The sequence below is a fragment of the Dactylosporangium darangshiense genome (assembly GCF_039537565.1).
Taxonomy (GTDB): Bacteria; Actinomycetota; Actinomycetes; order Mycobacteriales; family Micromonosporaceae; genus Dactylosporangium; species Dactylosporangium darangshiense.
In genome coordinates this window covers 13,781-32,518 of record NZ_BAABAT010000042.1, presented here as the reverse complement: position 1 = coordinate 32,518, position 18,738 = coordinate 13,781, and the positions used below count along the sequence as shown (strand labels likewise).

Genomic DNA, 18,738 nt, shown 5'->3' with positions numbered 1-18,738 from the left:
CGTGGGTGACGAAGGGTCGAGCATGCTGACGCGACCACCGGATCCGCGGGAGGACTCCCAGCTCCTCGCCGCGATCGCCGACGGCGACAGGGAGGCGTTCGGCGAGCTGTACCGGCGCCACCTGCCATGGCTGCTGGTGCGGCTCGGGCGGCGTTGCTCGTCGCCCGAGCTCGTCGACGAGGTCGTACAGGACACGTTCGTGGCGGTCTGGCGGTCGGCCGGGCGATGGGACCGCCGGGGCGAGGTGGCCGCGTGGATCTGGGGAATCGGCATCCGCCGCCTGGTCGATGCGCTGCGGCGTAGCCGGCCGCCGGCCGATGAGCTGATGGAGTTCGCCGGCGTCGAGACGTCGGCCGAGGAGCACGTGCTGCTCGCCGTCCAGTACGGCGACGTGGGGGCGGCATTGGCGAGCCTGTCACCGGAGCTACGGGCAGTGGTGCAGGCGACGGTCCTCGATGGGCTGACGACGCGGGAGGCCGCCCAGCTGCTGGGCATCCCGCCCGGCACGGTCAAGACACGGATGATGCGCGCCCGTGCCCTGTTGCGGCAGCGGCTGGCATGAGGGGGAGGTTGCGATGACCGAATGGCACCTGGATCCGGAGGCGATCCGCCGGTACGCGCAGGGGGCTGTCCCGCCGTATCTGGCCGCGTCCGCCGAGGCACACCTGATGAAGTGCGCAGCCTGCCGGGGCGTGATCTCGGCCCATGTGGATGCCCGGCGGGCGGAGGCGATCTGGCACGAAGTGGTCGACCGGGTCGACGCACCCCGGCGGAGCCGGCCCGAACGGATGCTGGTGCGGCTCGGCGTCGGCGAAGCGACGGCGCGCCTCGTGGCCGCAACACCGACGCTGCGGGGGCCGTGGTTGCTGGCGGTCGCGGGTGTGCTCGCGCTCGCGGCCTGGGCGGCCCAGGTCGATGAGCGCTTCCTGCGGATGTTCCTCGTCGTCGCCCCGCTCGGGCCGCTGGCGGGTGTCGCGGTGGCCTTCGCGGGCGGCCTTGATCCGACCCGGGAGATCGGGCTGGCCGCGCCGTACTCGGGGCTGCGACTGCTGCTGATCCGTACGGCCACGGTCCTGGCGGTCACGGCGCCGATCGTGGCCGTCGCCGGGCTCGCGCTGCCGGGCTCGAACTGGCTGGCCGCCGCCTGGCTTTTGCCCACCGCCGGGCTCACCTGCGCCGCGCTGGCGCTGACCAGCCGCATGACACCCGTCGTCGCGGTCGGAGTCGTGGCCACGGCGTGGGTACTGCTGACCGCCCCGACCGCCATCACCGGCCGCCTCGACCTGGCCTTCGGCATCGGCGCCCAGGTCTTCTGGCTCGCCCTGGCCATCGGCGGCAGCCTCTGGCTCGCCGCCGCCCGCAACACCGTCACGATCAAGCTGGGGAGAAACGCATGATCACAGTGCGCGTGCAGGGCGTCACCAAGTCCTTCGGTCGTACGGCGGCGCTGGACGGCGTCGACCTCGAAGCCGGACCGGGGGTGACCGGACTGCTCGGACCGAACGGGGCGGGTAAGACGACGCTGCTGCGGATCATCGCCACCGTCCTGGCGCCGGACCGGGGCACGGTGACCCTGTTGGACCGTGACCCGTCGCGTCCCGAGGACCGCAAGCGCATCCGGGAACGCCTGGGCTACCTGCCGCAGGATGCCGGTTTCCATCGGGGGTTCACGGTCTTCGAGTTCATCGACTACGTGGCGATTCTGAAGGAGATGACCGACCGGCGGGCGCGGCATGACGAAGTCCGCCGGGTCATCACGCTGACCGGGCTGGCGTCCGTCAGCGCCAAGCGGATCCGGGCCCTCTCCGGCGGGATGCGCCGGCGGGTCGGGCTGGCCCAGGCCCTGCTGGGCGATCCCGACCTGCTCGTCCTCGACGAGCCGACGGTCGGCCTCGATCCCGAGCAGCGGCTGCGGTTCCGGGAGATGATCTCGCACGCCGGCGAGGGGCGCACGGTGGTCATGTCCAGCCACCAGACCGAGGACGTCACCGCCCTGTGCACCAGGATCGCCGTGATCCACCAGGGCCGGGCCCGATTCACCGGTACCCCCGCAGAACTGACGGCACAGGCCGCAGGCCGCGTGTGGACGCAGGCGCAGCGCTCGCCCGCCGCACTCGCGGCGTGGCGCACCGGCGACGGTACCTACCGCAACGTCGGCGACCCGCCCGACGGCGCGGACCTCGTCCCACCCACGCTGGAGGACGCGTACCTCCTGCTCATGGGCGAACCGGAGCTGGAGGTCACCCACTCATGACCGCTGTGGCGCCACTGATCGGCCGGGAGGTCCGCCGGCTCGCCCGGCATCCCGTGCTGTGGCTGATACCCGTCATCGTGGTCGCGGCCGCCGCCCTTGACTCGGCCAGTGCCGGCCGGAACGCCGGCTACTGGTACGGCACCATCTTCACCGCCGTCGCGTTCTTCGGGCCCATATTCGTCCTCTTCGCGGCGAACCTGATCGCCAGCAGCGCCCGCCGCAGCCGGGCCGAGGAGATGCTGGCGGCCACGCCGACCTCGGACACGCGCCGGACCTGGGCGATGAGCCTGGGTGTCGCGCTCCCACTGGCCGGAGTCGGCGCCGTCGCGGTGGGTGCCATGGCGCTCATCGACGGCGTCAACGACATCCCGCCCGACCAGCTGCAGAGCGCCGGCGAGCTCGCCCAGCTTCCGTTCGTCCTCGCCGGTGCCGGGCTGCTCGGCGTCCTCGCCGCCCGCTGGCTGCCCTTCACGGGCGGCGTGCTGATCACCTTCGTCGCCGCGACCCTCGGCGCTCTGGTCCTGTTCCGGCGGTTCGACTCCGGCATCTGGTGGATGTGGTGGTCGACCGGGACCACCTTCGAGGGCCAACGACCGGTGCCGGGCGAACCGTGGCTGCACGCCGCGTACCTGTTCGGCCTCTGCGCCTGCGCCACCGTGGCCGCCGTCTACCGTGATCGCACACAGTGGACACGGCTGGCCCTCGTCGGTGTGCCGGTCGTGGCCGCCACCCTCGCCCTCGGCTGGCTCCAGCTGTCATGACACCACCCGTGGCGTGGGAGCTCGTCCGCAGCGGGCACCTGGTGCGCAGCCTGCGCCTGGCCCCGTTCGGACCCGGCGTCGCCGCCGTCGTGGTGTTGCTGGCGGCCCGCCGCGGCGGCACCCACGACGTCGCCGGAGACCTGCGGATGCTGGGCCTGCTGCTGGCGCTCGGCAGCGGGTACGTGCTCGACGACGGCGCGGCGGTCACGCTGCAGGCCAGCCCGTACGGCCCGGGCCGCCGGCTCTGGCTGCGAATCGGCTGTGCCGCGGCCATCGTCACCCCACTATGGACCTCAATGCTGGCCTACCTCCTGCCCTCGGCACCGGCCGGCGACCGGTGGGCGCTCGGCCTCGGCCTCACCGTCGAGCTCGCCGCCGTGCTCGCCGTGGCCTGGACCGTCGCAGTCTGGGGGCGTCGCTTCGGAGTCGAGCATCCCGGCATGATCACCACCCCCGCGCTCCTGGCGTTGCTGTTGCTGGCGGGGTCGATATCGCGGGCGCCGATGCTGGTCGGGCCGGGTCCACAATGGACTGCGGCGCACCTGCGATGGTCGGGCGTCCTGGCCGGCGCGGCCTGTGTGCTCCTGGCCGGGATGCGCGACCCGGCCGCCCGGTCCGGCCGGCGCGGCGTTTCACGTCCGCAACGCTGAGGCGTACCTCGCGCTGGTCTCCGGGCTGCGCCGGGGCGCCGCGCTGCCCGGGTCCTCCGCGACGTACACCAGTGCCGGCAGCGCCAGGTCCGCCGCGGCGGCGAGGGCGTCCTCGAGCTCCTCCGCGGACTCGACGGCGAACCCCCGCCCGTAGCCGAGCGCCGCGGCGCAGGCGGACACGTCCTGCAGCCCGCCCCGCCGGGGAACCGTCTGGCCGCCGGTGCTCGCGTACACGCCGTTGGCGCTCACCACGTGGATGACGGGCAGCTGCTGGAAGGCGATGAACTGCGCGCACGACCACCCCATGAGGTGGTTGCCGTCGCCCTCCAGGACAACCGCCCGGGACGACGCACCCGCGAGCACGAACCCGGCCGCGACCGCGCCGGCCAGACCCATGCCGCCCTGCAGCGGCAGCGCCAGGGCCTCGCCCGGGTCCACCATGGCCATCACCTCGCGGGTGAGGTAGCCGTTGCCCACGAACAGGGGCCAGCCGCGGGCGCGCGCACAGGTCACGATCCGCGCGGCGATCTCGCTGCGCTGCATCATGCGTGGCCCGGCCGGACGAGGAGGGCACGGTGCCGGCCGGCCGCGACGCAGTCGTCGTACCACCGGCGCATGGCGGTGAGGTCGACCTTCGCGTCCGGCTCGACGATCCGGTACGAGATGCCCAGCGTGAGCATGAACTGGACCGTCCGTTCACCGGTGACGACGTGATGGCCCAGCCGGTCGTCCCCGGTTCCCGCCCAGCCGACCACGAGGAACATGGCGACGCCGATGTCCCGCGCCAGCGAGAGCAGGGCGTCGCCGCACGTGAAGAGTCCGGCGTTCTTCAGGTACACGAACGGGTTCCGCCCGCCGAGCGCGAGTCCACATGCGACTCCCACCGCGGCGTCCTCGCGGGGGGCCGTGTATACCGGCATCGAGGATCCCACCGCGGCCATGAGCCCCGCAAGGTGGGAGTCCGGCACGCCGACGGCAACATCGAGTCCCAGCGCCACCGGCAACTCGTGCAGCGCGACCCTCGTAACCATGCGCGGTCCCGGTCTCTCGCGGCGTCTTCAGGCTGCCGCGACGCCCGGCTCACCCGACAGGCGCAGGACCTCCTGGATCGGGGCGAGACCGGTCAACGCCGACAGCTGACCGCCGCGCCGCAGCTGCGCGGCGAGCCGGGTCATGGTAGCGAGCGCACCGCGCAGGAGGTGGTTGGCGTAGACCACCATGCCGTATCCGGCGTGCCCGAGCTCGTCGAGGGTGACGTCGGTGTAGGCGGTCGGGATCGACGCCAACCGGGCCGGGCCGGTCCACTTCTTGGCGATCTCCCACAGGTCGTCGACCTCGCCCCCGTTCGAATGCACGACGACGATGTCCGCGCCGGCCTCCGCGTACGACTGTGCCCGGTCGATCGCGTCGTCGAGCGGGAGCCCGGCGATCAGCGCTTCGGTCCGCGCGACGATCACGAAGTCGTCGCCGGTGGCCGCTCGGGCCCGTGCCACCCGGCCCGCGAAGGCCTCGCGGCTCTCCAGCGATCGGTCGACGGACTTGATGAGGCTGTTGCGCTTCGGGAAGGCGCTGTCCTCGATGCACATGCCGGTGACGCCGCTGAGGTGGAGCTCCCGCGCGACCCGGGCGGCGGCAAGGTCGGTGCCGTACCCGTTGTCGCAGTCCACGACGACCGGCAGCGTGGTCGCGGACCGGATCGTCTGCGCGACGTCGATCATCTCCTTGGCGCCGAGCAGGTTGCGGTCCGGGATGCCCTTGGTCGCCGAGATCTCCAGGCTGCTGACCCAGCAGCCGTCGAAGCCCGCCTCCTCGGCTATCCGGGCAGCCACCGCGTTGTGCGTCCCGACCAGCAACACCGGTGCAGACGGTTCCTCCGGCGGCAGCAGCCTCTGCCGGCGCGCCTGATACTCAGCTGCCATCATCGGTCCCGTCCCGAGGTCCACGCTTCTCCGCTGAACATACGGCGGACTCTACAAGCGACGGCCCGGTTCTCGGCCTCGCGCGACCGGAAGACAATCAATGACAATCAATCCGGCCACTCAGGCGTGCCCGAGCACGCGCTGGTCGGTTCCACGTCGAGGACGTACGCCTGCGCCAGTTCCTGAACCCGTTTGTGCACCAGGTCCTCGTCGGCGACCGCGAGGTACACCAGGCCGGTGGTCGACGCCGAGTGCAGGCGGGTGCCGATGACGTCGCCCGGTCCGACGGTCATCGACAGCCGCACGACGTCCGGCACCCGCGCCAGCTCATCCGGACCGGAGATCCGGACCACCCGGCCGGGGCGCACCGGCAGGTCACAGTTGACGATGATGTCGTCGCGCAACCGGCGGACCGGCGCCGGCACCGACGGGTCCCGGCCGAGGGCGGTCTCCATGAAGACCCGCCACAGGTCCACCCCGTACTGCATCTCGATCGCCTCGACGATGCCGCCACCCGCGGGCCGGCAGGCGATCTCGCCCACCAGGAAGCCGTCGGCGGTCTTGAACAGCTCGAGGTGGGTGACGCCGGTCCGCAGTCCGAGCGCGCGCACGACGCGCTCGTGCAGCGCGACGATCGGCTGGGCGTCGGGATGCCGGTCGGGCAGCAGGTAGGAGCCCGTGAAGGCGTCGATGTTGCCCAGCAGTGGCATGAAGTACCGCGACGCGGCGGCGAACTCGACGCGTCCATTGTGGACGACGCCGTCGCAGTGGTACTCACCCTCCATGTCGACGAACCGTTCGACCACCAGCGGGCAGTTCGCGTGCCGGAGCCCGTCGCAGGCGGCCGAGTCCCGGATGGCCGCCCACGCGGCCGGCGACGGTGCCGCGAACGTGTTCATCGACCCGGTTCCCAGCGCGGGCTTGACCACGACGGGCCAGCCCACGCCGGCCGCCGCGGCGGGAACTGCGGACAGGTCCGCCACGACGCGGTAGGGCGCCACCGCGATTCCCTGCGCGGCCAGGGCGGCCTTCATCACCGGTTTGTTGGAGAACAGGTTCGCCGTGTCGAAGGGTATCCCCGGCAGCCCGAGGAACGACCGCAGGTAGCCGCCGGCCTGCTGGCTGCGCTCCGACGGCGCGACCACGTAGTCGGTCGGCGCGGCGGCCTGCAACGCCAGTGCCGTGCGCTGGACCGCCGACAGGTCGCCGATGTCGGTCACGAAGTGCAGCCGGACGTCGGCGGAGTACTGCACGGCATACGCCGCCTCGGTGATGACGTCCAGCTCGGCGTCCGGCGCGACGGCGCGCAGACGGTCGACCGCCTCGGTCTTCCCCGAGTTGACCAGCAGGACCCGGGGCGCATCGCGGGTCGGTCCCGGTGCCATCAGCCCGCGCCCCGCGGTACGCCGACCGGATCACCGGCCGACAGCGCGGCGAACCGCCGGGCGATCTCCTCCTCGTTCGCGCCGCGGACGAGGAAGGCCGCCTTGCCGTCGACCGCGCTGGTCGCCGTGCCGGACCGGTCGCTCACCACATGCTCGACCAGCCAGTCCGGATGGTCCGCCGGTGCCGCCAAGCGCCGGCCGCCGGTCCACAACAGCCAACCGGTGCGGGCGGCCACGGGCGTCAGCTCGCGAGTGTCCCGCCACAACCCGACGGCGATGAGGCACGCCAGTCGTGACGTGTCGACGCCGTAGGTGTACCGGATGCTGTTCCTGATCATTGCTCCGCCACTGCGGCAGGCCACCTCGCCGGCGAAGAACCGGCCCGAGGAGTCCGCGAGGAACTCCAGGTGCAGGATGCTGACGCCGTGGCCGGCCGGCAGCCGCCGCACGAACTGCCGTGCCGCGCCGGTCAGCAGCCTGCGCGCCGGTGACGAGTCGTCCAGCATGATCGACCCGGAGTTGTCGGTGGCGTACCGGTGCGGCGGGCAGCTGTACCGCGACGCGGACACGAGCAGGGCGGCCGAGCCGTCCACCACGACGTCGACGTGGTACACCGAGCCGGCCACGTACCGCTCCGCCATGAGCCGTCCGGTGTGGACGCTCGTGACCCAGGCGGGGTCGGCGACGCAGGTGCGCCGTAGCTCGTCGTCGTCGTGGAACACGCGCACCTGGACGGCTCCTGCGCCGTCCCGCGGCTTCACCACGACCGCACCGAACTCCCGCCGTGCGGCGAAGACGTCCTCGAGGCAGCCCACGGTTCGGTACGGCACCGCGGGCGTGGCCAGGCCGGCGAACAGCGCCTTCATGGCGACCTTGTCGCGGAACGCCAGGGCGGAGGCGGACCGCTGGCCCTCGATGTCGAACAGGGTCCGGACCTCGGCCGCCCGCAGGACGTCGTCCTCGGAGTTGGCGAACAGCCGGTCCGGCCGGTCCTCGCCGCAGATCCGGAACAGCTCGCCGAGCACGGCGTCGGAGTCGTAGTCGTCGACCAGGACCCGGCGCACGCCCGGCCCGAGGTCGGAGTCCGGGCGGACGGTGCCGCGCGAGCTGACGACCGTGACACGCGCCCCCGGTGCCTCCTGCAGGATCCAGCGGTCGCACGGTGCCGCCGAGCCGGGCCGCTGCAACACCACCACGTGCACCGGGATCACCCCTCCTGTAGCGCCAGATCGCCGACCGCGCGGGGCGCGAGGGGCACCACCGCAACCAGCAGCCCGGCCAGCACCACCCAGCCGGGCGCGGCCAGGCCCACCACCACGAGCGTGACCAGCGGCGGCCCCACGATCTCCTGCGCCGCGGGGCCGAGCCCGAACACGGCGAGGTACTCCGCCTTGCGGTACTCCGGAGCGTACCGGTACGACGCCTCCCAGGCCGCGGCCGACTGCCACAGCTCGCCCGCGGTGAGCAGGACCGTTCCGAGGACCAGCAGCGCGACCGACGCGGTGCGCCCCACGTGGGCGGCCGCGGCGAACGCCGCACAGCACCCGACCAGCGCGAGGCCGGCGCGGCGGAACGCGCGAGTCGTCCCCGCGACGCTGTCCACACCGGAGCTGAACGGCACCTGGAACGCGACGGTCAGCACGGTGTTGAGACCGACCAGGAGTGGTACCACGGCAACCGGCGCCGGGGTGGCCAGCAGTGCCCACATCGGCAGCGCCACCGTCAGGATCGTCGTGTGCAGGTACAGCATGCCGTTGAGCCCGGCCAGCCGCAGGTAGCGCCAGTCCCGGAAGTCGGCGAGGAACGTGAGAGGGCCGCGGCGCACCGGCGACGGGGCGGTGTCGACGCGCAGCCGCGCCAGCAGGAGGACCACCACGGCGAAGGACGCGGCGTCGGCGAGGATGACGGTGCGGTACGCGGCGACCGAGTGCGCGGCGAGCAGCGGCGCGGCCGCCAGAGCACCCAGCGAGAAGCCGGCGTTGCGCACCGAACGCATCAGCGCCATCGTGCGGGTGCGATCCGGCCCTGGTACCGCAGCCGCCACGACCGCCTGGGTGGCCGGCGACGCCGTGCGCTCCACCACGCCAAGCAACAACGACACCAGGACGAAGGTCGTCGCGCCGTCGACGAAGGCGAGTGCCGTGAACCACACGGCCCGCCATGCCTGTACGCCGACGAGCATCCGCCGGGCACCCCAGCGGTCGGTGAGGGTGCCCAACGGTACGGACGCGAGCAGGCCGGCTGTGCCGGAAACGGCGAGACCGATCCCGATCGCCGCGGTGCTCAACCCCGCGGCCCGGATCAGGAACACCGTCGATCCGGCCAGGTACAGCCCGGTGCCGGCGGAGTCGGCCAGCGCGACGACCCCGAGCGCGCGACGAGGGCTCATCTTGTGCTGACTGCGATCAGTGCGGCGGCGCGCGCGGCTCGCTCCTCGGCGTCCGGGCCGGTGGGTCCCGTGGCGATGACGTGGCCGATGCGGTCCCAGGAACTGGTCAGCGGCGCGACGGTGCTCCCCGGGGTGGCGGTCACGGCGACCTGGTGTACGCCCTCGGAGCGCTCGGCGATGTCGATGCCGCTCACGTCCGCGACGACGCCCGGCGGGCAGGTCAGGAACCGGATCGCGGCGCTGCGGGACGGTGCGCTCCGATCGGCGACGCCGGCACCGCCGAGCAGTCCCACCAGATCGGCGGTGATCGATCCGCCGTAGGCCAGGTCGATGAGCTCGTCGATGCTGTCGCCGGGCAGCCGGGCGGCGCACTCGACCAGGTGCGGGTCGACGCCGTCCACGAGGATCCACTCGGCGTGCAGGACTCCGCTGCCGAACCCGACGGTGGCGGCCAGGCGCGTCGTGAGCTCGACGACGGCCGCGGTGACGGCCACCGGTAGCGCGGCCGGCACCACGTGGCCGAGCTCCACCGGCCACGGTCCATTGTGGACGACCTTGGCGGTGACGTTGACGAACCGGACGGTGCCGTCGTCGACCAGGCATTCCACGCTGACCTCGGGACCTTCGAGGTACTCCTCGACCAGGTAGCGCACGGGCGGGGTGCGACGCGCGCGCATGCGCGACTCGTCGACGCAGGCGCTCTGCGACCACGCGGCCGCCACATCGTCGTGCTCCGACACGACCCGCACGCCCAGGCTCGCCTGGCGACCGGTCGGCTTGAGAACGCAGCGGCCGTGCGCTGCGCGGAACGCGGCGACATCGGCCGGCCCGGCGGCGACCCGCCAGCGCGGCTGCGGAAGACCGACGGTGCCGGCGTGGCGGCGCAGTGCCTCCTTGTCGCGAAGGATCCGGGCCGCCCCGGTACCCGCACCGCGCAGCTGCCACGCCTCGGCGAGTGCGGCGGCGGCTACCACGCCGTACTCGACCGCGGGCAGAACGACCCTGACGTCACCGGGTCCGCCGACCGCGTGCAGCAGGCTCGTGGTGTCCACCTCGTCGTGGATGGGCATTTCCAGCAGCGCGGCGACACAGCGAAACGGCGCCAACCGGCGCCGCACGTCGCGGGCCGCGATGACGTCGGCCTCCTCGAGCACGACGAGCGAGGCGGCGGGCAGCAGCCGGTCCAGTTCGGCAACCAGACCCTTGCTGAACCCCACCAGCGCGTGCGTCGCCCCGGCGCGCATCACATTCACGACTCCCTCATCGCTGCGGATCGGCCCTCACGGAACCATAGGCCGACATTGATCTCAAGATGTCTTTCGGTCGATACACAGCGGCGGGTGAACCGGCATACATTCGGGTCCGTCGCGCATTTCCGCGCGAACCCCGTCCATTTGATTGATTGATTGGTTGATTGGATCGTCATGGCCACAGCCACCATCACCGCACCCGTTGCGTGGGAAGACATCGTTCCGCGGTGGACGAAGTACGCGCCACCGGCCAGACCGTCGGCCGACGACGTCGCGCGGATCCGGTCGCGGATACGACTCGACGAGGATCGCGACCAGGCCGAGGTGCTGGTGCTCGGCTCGACACCGGAACTGCGCACGATGCTCGCCGGAATGTCCCGGCTCCGGGTGACGGTGCTCGACCGCGTGCTGCCCATGATGCAGGCCATGACAACGCTCATCGAGGCCGAGTCGCTGAACGAGGTGTGGATCCGCGGCGACTGGCTGACGGCGCCGCTGCCGACCCGATACTTCGACCTGGTGGTCAGCGATCTCGTGCTCGGCAACCTCGATCCCGACAACCAGCGGGACCTGATGTCACGCGTGCGGTCGATCCTCAAACCGGGCGGACGCTGGGTGTCCAGAATGGACTGTGTCGACGAGTACAGTGTCTTCGAGGATCTGGACACGTTGCTCGACCACTACTCGCGGCTGGCCGATCCCACCGCTGAGGACGTCTGTGAGCTGCGCAGTGTGGCTGGCCTGCGACACTGGGATCCGGCCAGCGGCTTCCTGTCGTACGCGGCGCTCGGCGAAGCCATGGACCGCTACTGGGACGGTGACCGCTTCGTTCACCCGGACAACCACACCAGCCTGCTGCTCACCAGGCTCCGCGAGGTGACGCTGCCGTACGGCCGGCCATACTGGTTGAGCCGCAAGGCACAGCTCGACGCCGCGCTCGGACAGCACTTCCGCGTGGTGGACGAGCAACGCGACGACTCGCCGTACGCCTATCCGGGCCGCGGGTATTACGTGTACGACCTCGCGCCACGCGTCTGAGCACCTGACCGAAGGTCAATGCACCCAGAAGGCGTCCGGGAGGGCCCGGACGTCGATCGCGGACCGTTCGAGCAGCTCGGCGACGGGTAGCAGCGCGATCGACGCCGCATCCCCGGCGTCGGCCATGCGGCGGATCACGCCGGCCTGCCGCCGGGCCCGCTGCGGCACCACAGCACCGAACACACCTCGGTCGCCGTCGTAGCCGTACGCGTCGAGCAGAAGGTGCAGGCGGCGGGACCGCTCCCGCAGGTCGTCGTCGCTCAACGGCACGCCGTCGCGCGGCGACGCGAGCGGCACCCAGGTCAGCGCGGAGAACGCCAGATCCCAGTCCGGTGACGACGGACCGGCGATGTCCCAGTCGCAGAAACCGATCAGCCGGTCACCGTCCACCACGGCGTTGAAGGGAGACGCGTCCTGGTGCCCGACGACCAACCCGGGACCCATCGTGCCACCGATGAACCAACGCTCGTCCTGCGGCGGCGTGAAGTCGGCCGTCAGGTCGTGGACCCGTCGCAGCCACCGGCCGACCTGGGCCAGCATCGAGTCCGCCGCCGCCCAGTCGGGCCAGGGATCCCGGTCTCCGATCGTTTCCCCCGGCAGATAGGTGAGCATCTCGCGGCCCTGGTCGTCGAAGCCGAGCGCGCGGGGAGCGGCATCGAAGCCGGCATCCTCGAGATGCCGCAACAGCGCGTGCACCGTCGCCGTCCACGGCGAGGCCCGCTTGTGGACGACACCATCGATCAGCACGGCACCGGTGGTGTTGCCTCCCGGCAGGGCCACTTCGCGCATCTGCCGTGTGTACCAGCCTTTGACCGGGCAGCGACACCGAATTTCTCGAGCCATCGGCTACCACCATGGCGGGTGAGCGCACCTATTCCGGACCTGGCTCCCGATGCTGCGGCCGCTGGGGGTAGATCGGATCAGCCGGCCAGTCCCGAGGGCCGCTCCACGGCGCGGGAACAGCGTCGACCCGGGCGGCGATCGTGTAGGCAAGTGCCTCGTAGTTGACCCTCCAGCCCCGAAAATGCGGCCACGCATCCTCCGCGGGTCGTTCGGGGGTGAACCCGGCGGCGCAGGCCCACGCCACGCCGTCGCGGAACTCGGCGAAGGTGAGCGCGATCGCCTCGTCCGGGATCGGATCCGGGTCGTAGGGAATGCTCCTGGCGTCGGCGATGTCGCGAAGCGCCAGGAAACCGGCGCGCAGCACGAGCCTGGCCTCCGACGGCGCGCTGCGCGGCGCGCAGGCCAGCTGCATCGCCGCGGCATCCATGACCGCCAGCAGCGACACGACCCAGCTGCGGTACGGCTGCGGCGACCGGAACGACAACAGGATCGGGTAGTTGGCGTGGGTTTCGCCGACGTCGGCAGCCAGCCGTGCCCAGTTCTCGTAGACCCAGGGGAACTGTGACTGCGCGGCGATCAGGTGCTGGCGGGCCAGCAACTCCGGCCCCCAGGACGGCTCGCCGGCGAGCGCCCGCAGCAGGGTCACCTGAGTCTCCCGCCGGTTGTACGCCCCGTACATCGCGGGCAGATACGCGATCTGCAACGCAATCAGGAGCGGGCCCGAGGCCGCGGCCAGTATGTCGATCACCGTCGTCTCCGGTCCTCTGGGGACCGCGAAGCCGAGCGAGAACAGGCTCGACCCGGCCTGCCGCAGCGCCGCCGGCCAGCGCAGGCCCGGGGTGACGCCGTACGCCAGCGCCGCATACGCCACGAACAACGAAAACAGCCACGCGAGCAGCTGCGACACCAGTGTCAGCGGAGCCAGCCATTCCAAGGTCCGGTCGAGGGTGGTGTACCGGTGGCGGGCCCCCGGCCGCCGACGCAGGACGCTCCGCCAGAACAACCACAACACCGTCGGCAACCAGGAGGCCTTGGTACGCGGAGCGACCAGGCCGCGACCAGCGTTCACCACCGTGGCGACCAGCAACACCGCGCCGAGAAGTCCGACCACCAGTCGCATGCATCCATCATTTCGCGATCGAAGCAGCGATCCATGCGATCGAGGTGGCTTTCCGAGGCGGTTTACCTGTGTGCAGCGCGCATTCGGGCACTGTTCGGTGTGCCATCACGCCGTTCACTCAGCGGACATCTGCGAGGCGGCGTGCAGCCGCTGGCAGTCGATGTCGATCGGCAGTGTGACGGACAGCGACGTCCCGCGGCCCGCCGGACTCGAGAAGCGCAGGTGCCCGCCGAGCGCCTCCACCCGGTCGGTGAGGCCCACCAGCCCGGAGCCGAGGGCTGGGTCGGCTCCCCCGACACCGTCGTCGCGAACGGCGATCGCGAGGTTCTCGTGCCCGGACGCATCGTCGACGGTGATGTCCACCTCGACGTCGACCGCGGAGGCCTCTGCATGCTTGGCGGCATTCGTGAGCGCCTCGGAGACGACGTAGTACGCAGCGACCTCGACGCAGTCGGGCATCCGGCGTTTGGGACCCGGGCTGACGGTGACCGGGACGGGACTTCGGCGGGCGAGCGTCTTCAGCGCCGCCATGAGGCCGCCCTGGGAGAGGATGGACGGGTGGAGGCCCCGGGAGATCTCCTGCAGGTCGTCGAAGACGTTCGCGAGGCCCTCGCTCGTCCGGGACAGCTGGGCCCTGAGCTCGCCGTCATCAGCGGGCACCGACGCCTCCGCCGCGCGAAGTTGCAGGCCGAGCGCCACCAGGCGCTGCTGGACGCCGTCGTGCAGGTCGCGTTCGATGCTGCGGCGGGCCTCGTCGGCGGCGACGACGATCCGGGCACGCGACGCGTTGAGCTGCCGCCGGCTCTCGGTGTTCGCAACCGCGGTGGCCAGGAGCTCAGTGAACTGCGCCAGCCGCTGCTCGGCGCCGGGTGGCGGTGGCTCGGGCCGCGACCAGAGCACCACGAGCGCGCCCCACACGTGGCCGCTCACCGTGATCGGCGCGGCGACCGACGAGCGGTACCCACTCGCTCGCGCCAGGTCGGCGAGTGCGCCGCGACGGCCGTCGTAGGTGTCCACGCGGGCCGGCCGGGAGGAGTGCAGTACCAGTTCCGTGACGCCGCCTGCGACGCCGATCCGCCGGCCCAGCGACGGCTCGACGCCAGGCTTGCCGTGCTCGGCGACAACGGTGACGGTGCCAGGATTCTCCTCGCGCATCAGCATCGTGGCGTCCGCTTCCAGCAGCGACGCCGTCTCGGCGGTGACGGCGGCAACGACATCGGCCGGCGGCTCACCGTGCGCGACGAGGACCGCGACGCGCCGCAGGCTCGCCTGCTCGGTGGCGAGCGCGCGCAGCTCGTCCTGGCTCACCCGCAGGGAGGTGCCGATCTCCTCACGGTCGATCGCGACCGCGAGCAGCCGCGCCAGCCCCGGCATCACCCTTTCACGCAGCCGCCGTTGGATCGGCTCCGGCAGGTCGGCGGGAAGCACGAGGTTGCCGGTGTGGGGACCGTACCGCAGCGGGAGCGCCAGCCGGGGCGCGTCACCCGGGACGCTGCCGAGCTCGATCGCCGCGTACGGCAGGTGCAGTGTCGCCGCCAGGCGGCGCGACGCCTCTGGCAGTACCGAACGCAGGTCCTCCGCGCCCAGCATGAGGTGCGCCAGGTCGGCGTGGAGATCGGCCTCCTGGCGGCGTTCGGCCAGCCCGACCGCTCGGGCGCGGGCCTGCCGGGCCATCGAGCCGGCCAGCACCGACACCACGAGAAACACCGCAAGCTCCACCCAGTCTCGTGCCTGCGTGATGTCGAGGTGGCGAACGGCCGGGACGTACAGGATGTTGTAGGTGGCCGCGCTCGCCACGGTCACCGCCACCGCGAGCCACAGGCCCCAGATCCAGGAGACCACCAGCACACCGAGGACAAAGATCACCACCAGGGCATCCGGCGACGCGATGCGTGCGAGCAGGTGGACCAGCAGCGTCTCGACCACGACGAACAGCGCACCGGCTGCGATCCCCAGCGCAAGCGGCGGGGGGTTCGCCCGCAGCAGCCAAGCCGCCTGGCGTACCTGCATGACCGGCCCCATTCTCCCAGGAGACGTGGGCGACAAGTTTCCATTCTCCTGCTCGGGCTGGTGGCGCGACCATCGGAATCATTCGGTCATCGGTGTCGATCATTTTCCTGGGTACTGCTGGACGGGCCGTCCTGCGCCGGCGCGGTCGGCTCGAGTGCCTGGAGTTTCCTGGTCACGATCGTCTTGTCCGCCCCGCTACGGGTCATCGCGATCGCTCGACGAAGGAAGGCGGCGGCCGCCTCGGTGTTGCCGTCGGCGGTTTCGATATCGGCCAGAGCCACGGGCAGGTATGGGTAGTTCGCCAGTCGCACATCGGCCAGCAGCGGGACGATGATCTCGCGCGCCGCGGCGGTCCCGTAGGCCTTCCAGTGGGCGATGCCGCGGCTCAGTTCCGCCACCGGACTGGGGTGCCGCCGCAGGTAGGAGTCGTAGAGCTGCGCGATCCGCGGCCAGTCGGTCGCCTCGAAGGTCAGGGCACGGGCGTGGCATGCGGCGATGGCGGCCTGGTGGGTGTAGGGGCCGCCGCCGAAGCGAGTCGCGGTGGCGAGCGCGTCGAGGCCGCGACGGATGAGCAGGCGATCCCACAGCATCCGGTCCTGGTCCTGCAGCAGGACGGGGCCGTCTGCGCCGTTTCGGGCGCGGAACCGGGAGGCGTTGAGTTCCATCAGGGCGAGCAGGCCGTGCGCCTCGGCGGCCGTCGGCAGCAGGTGGACCAGCATGCGGCCGAGCCGCATCGCCTCGCCTGCCAGGTCGGGCCGGGTCCAGCCGTCGCCGGAGGTGCCGGCGTACCCCTCGTTGAAGATCAGGTAGATGACCTCCAGCACCGCGGGCAGTCGATCGATCTGCTCGGTGCCGGCCGGGTTCTCGAAGGCGAGCCCGGCATCCCTGATGGTGCGTTTTGCTCGGGCGATCCGCTGGCCGGCAGTGGCCGACGGCACCAGTTGGGCGCGGGCGATCTCCGGGGTGGTCAGCCCGCCGAGCAGCCGCAGCGTCAACGCGACCCGTGCGTCGCGCCCCAGCGACGGGTGGCAGCACACGAAGATCAGCCGCAGGATGTCGTCGTCGATGTGGCCGTCTGCGAGGTCCTCCATCGCAATGTCCTCCCTCGTCGCCGCCTCCTCGGCAATGCGCTCGTACTTCGAGTCGAGATCGACGCTGCGTCGTATCTGACTGACCGCCATGCGGCGGGTCACCGTCATCAGCCAGGCCCCTGGCCTGTCGGGAACCCCCTCGGACGGCCACTGCTCCATGGCCGCCACGAACGCGTCCTGCGCCACCTGCTCGGCCACGCTCGGATCTCGCAGGATGGCGTGCGCAGCCGCGACCAGCCGAGGGAACTCGATGCGCCACTGGTTCTCGACCATCGCGTGGTCGACGGGCCCTGCCTGCCGGCCCCGGCTGTCCGCCGGACCGCGCCCGGAGTTCGACTCGTTCAGTTCGGGCCTCCCGTCGCGTCCCCGGGTCCTCTGGGGCCGGTCACCTGCCGGATCTCAACGTCGCACTCGCCGTCGTGGGCGATGGCGAACCTGCGGCCCCACTCCCTGGCCTCGGCGAGGCTTCGCGCCTCGATGAACGCGAACCCACCCACGATCTCCTTGGCCTCGGCGAAGGGCCCGTCGGTGATGCTGATCCGTCCGTCGTGGGCCACGATCCGGGCGCCGTAGGAGCTGGGTAGCAGGCCGTCGGCCTGGAGCAGCACGCCGGCCGCCGCGCACTCCCGCATGAACTCGCCCATCCGCTGCATCAGTGCAGGGCTGGGCAGGCCGCCGGCCTCGAAGTAGTCGTTCGACTTGCTCATGATCAGGAAGCGCATCAGTGGCTCTCCTCGATGAATCCTGTGCCTCGACGTCCTCACTGGACGTCGTTCGAGGAGGCCGGTTTTCGACACGGACGGCAAGACGTTCCCGGCCGGCGACGCAAAGACTCGGGCGCCGGCGATGTCGAAAACGACCGTGGCCCGATCGACGTAAATGTGGGCCGCCCACCACGTCACGATCCACCAGGAGCCCTTCATGCGCATCATCACCGCCAGCTTCTTCATCTCCGTCGACGGTGTCGTCGACGCCCCGCAGGAGTGGCACTTCCCCTACGCCAACGACGACGTGGCGCGAGTGGTCAGCCACGCGACCAGGGACGTCGACGCCCTCCTGATGGGCCGGCACACCTACGAGGAGTGGAACGCGTTCTGGCCCACGCAGCGCGGCTACCCGCTGGCCGACTTCATCAACGGCACCCACAAGTACGTCGCCAGCGACACCCTCACCGACCTGGGCTGGGGCCCTGCCAGCGTCCTGTCGGGCGACGTCGTCGCCCACGTCGCCGCCCTGAAGAACTCCGAAGGCGGCAACATCGCCATCAACGGCAGCGGCACCCTGACCCGCCACCTGCTGCAGGCGGGCCTCATCGACGCGTTGCACCTGCTGGTCCACCCGATCGTCCTCGGCGCCGGCAAGCATCTCTTCGAGGCCGGCACAGCCCCGGTCGGACTGTCCCTGCAGTCCCAGGAGTCCTTCGACAACGGCGTGACCTACCAGGTCTACACACCGGCCGCGATCGACAACGCGGCATGACCACGCGCGGGCAACACCCGATGTACATCAGCAAGGGGACATCCATGAGCGCCACCGGTACCGACTTCGCCACTACTCTGCTCAGATCCCTGGACGGCACCACGATCGCCGTCGACTCCATCGGCTCCGGGCCGCCGCTCATCCTCGTGGGCGGCGCCTTCAGCTACCGCCGATCGCATGGGCGCTCCCCCGCCGATCGTGACCCTGATGAGGCTCGTGCCGTTCTGGAAGAACCTCAAGGCGACGGCCCACACGCTGCCGGCCGATGTCGCCGTCATGGGCGACACCATCGCGGGCAGGCCGCTGGGCCGCCACCCCTGGGCGCAGATCGAGGTCCCCACCCTCGTCCTCGATGGCAGCAGGAGCCCGAAGGCGACCAGCCTGGCGGCCGACCAACTCGCCGACCGCCTGCCCGCCGCGCAGCGGGCCACCTTGGCCGGGCAGGGCCACAACGTCTCCATGCCCGCCCTGGAGCAGGCGATCCGCAGGTTCGCCACCGAGCTCGCCAGCCGCCCCGACTGACCCGACCCTGCCCGACTCGCTCCCGAA

The 18,738-nt window shown here is 71.5% G+C and carries 20 protein-coding genes; 8 read left to right on the top strand and 12 right to left on the bottom strand.

Going from position 1 to position 18,738, the window contains the following annotated elements; all coding sequences use genetic code 11:
• The first annotated feature begins 22 nt into the window (after positions 1-22).
• Genes ABD901_RS45185 through ABD901_RS45165 form a run of 5 tightly spaced genes read left to right on the top strand, consistent with a single transcriptional unit; the run spans position 23 to position 3,665 of the window.
• Positions 23-562, top strand: coding sequence for an RNA polymerase sigma factor (locus ABD901_RS45185; protein ID WP_345137657.1), 540 nt, complete (start codon positions 23-25; stop codon positions 560-562).
• A 13-nt stretch (positions 563-575) separates the two neighbouring features.
• Entirely contained in the window at positions 576-1,397 is an 822-nt protein-coding gene (locus ABD901_RS45180; RefSeq protein WP_345137655.1) for a hypothetical protein, read from the top strand.
• Positions 1,394-2,254: an ABC transporter ATP-binding protein gene (locus ABD901_RS45175; protein ID WP_345137653.1), complete on the top strand. Its 861-nt coding sequence runs from the start codon at positions 1,394-1,396 to the stop codon at positions 2,252-2,254. Before ABD901_RS45180 ends, ABD901_RS45175 begins: the two co-directional genes overlap by 4 nt.
• Complete coding sequence (locus ABD901_RS45170; protein WP_345137652.1) at positions 2,251-3,015, top strand: hypothetical protein; 765 nt, start codon at positions 2,251-2,253, stop codon at positions 3,013-3,015. Before ABD901_RS45175 ends, ABD901_RS45170 begins: the two co-directional genes overlap by 4 nt.
• Positions 3,012-3,665 carry a hypothetical protein gene (locus ABD901_RS45165; RefSeq protein ID WP_345137650.1) on the top strand — a complete coding sequence of 218 codons (654 nt, stop codon included), beginning with the start codon at positions 3,012-3,014 and terminating at the stop codon, positions 3,663-3,665. Before ABD901_RS45170 ends, ABD901_RS45165 begins: the two co-directional genes overlap by 4 nt.
• Here ABD901_RS45165 and ABD901_RS45160 read toward each other — a convergent pair.
• The 7 genes from ABD901_RS45160 to ABD901_RS45130 all read right to left on the bottom strand — a co-directional run bounded on the left by ABD901_RS45160 (position 3,648) and on the right by ABD901_RS45130 (position 10,602).
• Positions 3,648-4,211, bottom strand: coding sequence for a thiamine pyrophosphate-dependent enzyme (locus ABD901_RS45160; protein ID WP_345137646.1), 564 nt, complete (start codon positions 4,209-4,211; stop codon positions 3,648-3,650). The genes ABD901_RS45165 and ABD901_RS45160 overlap by 18 nt on opposite strands.
• On the bottom strand, positions 4,208-4,696 hold the full coding sequence (locus ABD901_RS45155; protein WP_345137644.1) for a hypothetical protein: 489 nt from the start codon (positions 4,694-4,696) through the stop codon (positions 4,208-4,210). The genes ABD901_RS45160 and ABD901_RS45155 overlap by 4 nt, the downstream gene beginning before the upstream one ends.
• A gap of 27 nt (positions 4,697-4,723) precedes the next feature.
• Positions 4,724-5,584 (bottom strand): isocitrate lyase/phosphoenolpyruvate mutase family protein, encoded by an 861-nt coding sequence (locus ABD901_RS45150; RefSeq protein ID WP_345137768.1) that lies wholly within the window; start codon positions 5,582-5,584, stop codon positions 4,724-4,726.
• Positions 5,585-5,691: 107 nt separating this feature from the next.
• Positions 5,692-6,969, bottom strand: coding sequence for an ATP-grasp domain-containing protein (locus ABD901_RS45145; RefSeq protein ID WP_345137642.1), 1,278 nt, complete (start codon positions 6,967-6,969; stop codon positions 5,692-5,694).
• On the bottom strand, positions 6,969-8,171 hold the full coding sequence (locus ABD901_RS45140; RefSeq protein ID WP_345137641.1) for an ATP-grasp domain-containing protein: 1,203 nt from the start codon (positions 8,169-8,171) through the stop codon (positions 6,969-6,971). The genes ABD901_RS45145 and ABD901_RS45140 overlap by 1 nt, the downstream gene beginning before the upstream one ends.
• Positions 8,172-8,176: 5 nt before the next feature.
• Positions 8,177-9,358, bottom strand: coding sequence for an MFS transporter (locus ABD901_RS45135; RefSeq protein ID WP_345137640.1), 1,182 nt, complete (start codon positions 9,356-9,358; stop codon positions 8,177-8,179).
• Positions 9,355-10,602 carry an ATP-grasp domain-containing protein gene (locus tag ABD901_RS45130; RefSeq protein ID WP_345137766.1) on the bottom strand — a complete coding sequence of 416 codons (1,248 nt, stop codon included), beginning with the start codon at positions 10,600-10,602 and terminating at the stop codon, positions 9,355-9,357. Before ABD901_RS45130 ends, ABD901_RS45135 begins: the two co-directional genes overlap by 4 nt.
• A gap of 330 nt (positions 10,603-10,932) precedes the next feature.
• On the opposite strand from ABD901_RS45130, the gene ABD901_RS45125 reads away from it, so the two are divergent.
• Positions 10,933-11,646 (top strand): class I SAM-dependent methyltransferase, encoded by a 714-nt coding sequence (locus ABD901_RS45125; protein ID WP_345137638.1) that lies wholly within the window; start codon positions 10,933-10,935, stop codon positions 11,644-11,646.
• Between the two features lie 15 nt (positions 11,647-11,661).
• Here the strand turns inward: ABD901_RS45125 and ABD901_RS45120 are convergent, their stop codons facing one another.
• From ABD901_RS45120 to ABD901_RS45100, 5 genes are all read right to left on the bottom strand, one after another.
• Positions 11,662-12,435 (bottom strand): phosphotransferase, encoded by a 774-nt coding sequence (locus ABD901_RS45120; protein ID WP_345137636.1) that lies wholly within the window; start codon positions 12,433-12,435, stop codon positions 11,662-11,664.
• Between the two features lie 82 nt (positions 12,436-12,517).
• Complete coding sequence (locus ABD901_RS45115) at positions 12,518-13,609, bottom strand: hypothetical protein (RefSeq protein ID WP_345137634.1); 1,092 nt, start codon at positions 13,607-13,609, stop codon at positions 12,518-12,520.
• Between the two features lie 114 nt (positions 13,610-13,723).
• Positions 13,724-15,619, bottom strand: a complete 1,896-nt coding sequence (locus ABD901_RS45110) for a sensor histidine kinase (protein ID WP_345137632.1) — start codon at positions 15,617-15,619, stop codon at positions 13,724-13,726.
• An 86-nt stretch (positions 15,620-15,705) separates the two neighbouring features.
• The gene (locus ABD901_RS45105) at positions 15,706-16,983 is read right to left on the bottom strand and encodes an RNA polymerase sigma factor (RefSeq protein WP_345137630.1); all 1,278 of its coding nucleotides are present in this window, start codon (positions 16,981-16,983) and stop codon (positions 15,706-15,708) included.
• Between the two features lie 68 nt (positions 16,984-17,051).
• Positions 17,052-17,432: a YciI family protein gene (locus ABD901_RS45100; protein WP_345137628.1), complete on the bottom strand. Its 381-nt coding sequence runs from the start codon at positions 17,430-17,432 to the stop codon at positions 17,052-17,054.
• Between the two features lie 199 nt (positions 17,433-17,631).
• Between ABD901_RS45100 and ABD901_RS45095 the strand changes: the two genes are divergently transcribed.
• Entirely contained in the window at positions 17,632-18,189 is a 558-nt protein-coding gene (locus ABD901_RS45095) for a dihydrofolate reductase family protein (protein WP_345137626.1), read from the top strand.
• Positions 18,190-18,396: 207 nt separating this feature from the next.
• A complete protein-coding gene (locus ABD901_RS45090) occupies positions 18,397-18,711 on the top strand; it encodes an alpha/beta fold hydrolase (RefSeq protein WP_345137624.1) in 315 nt (104 codons plus the stop codon).
• Positions 18,712-18,738: the final 27 nt, after the last annotated feature.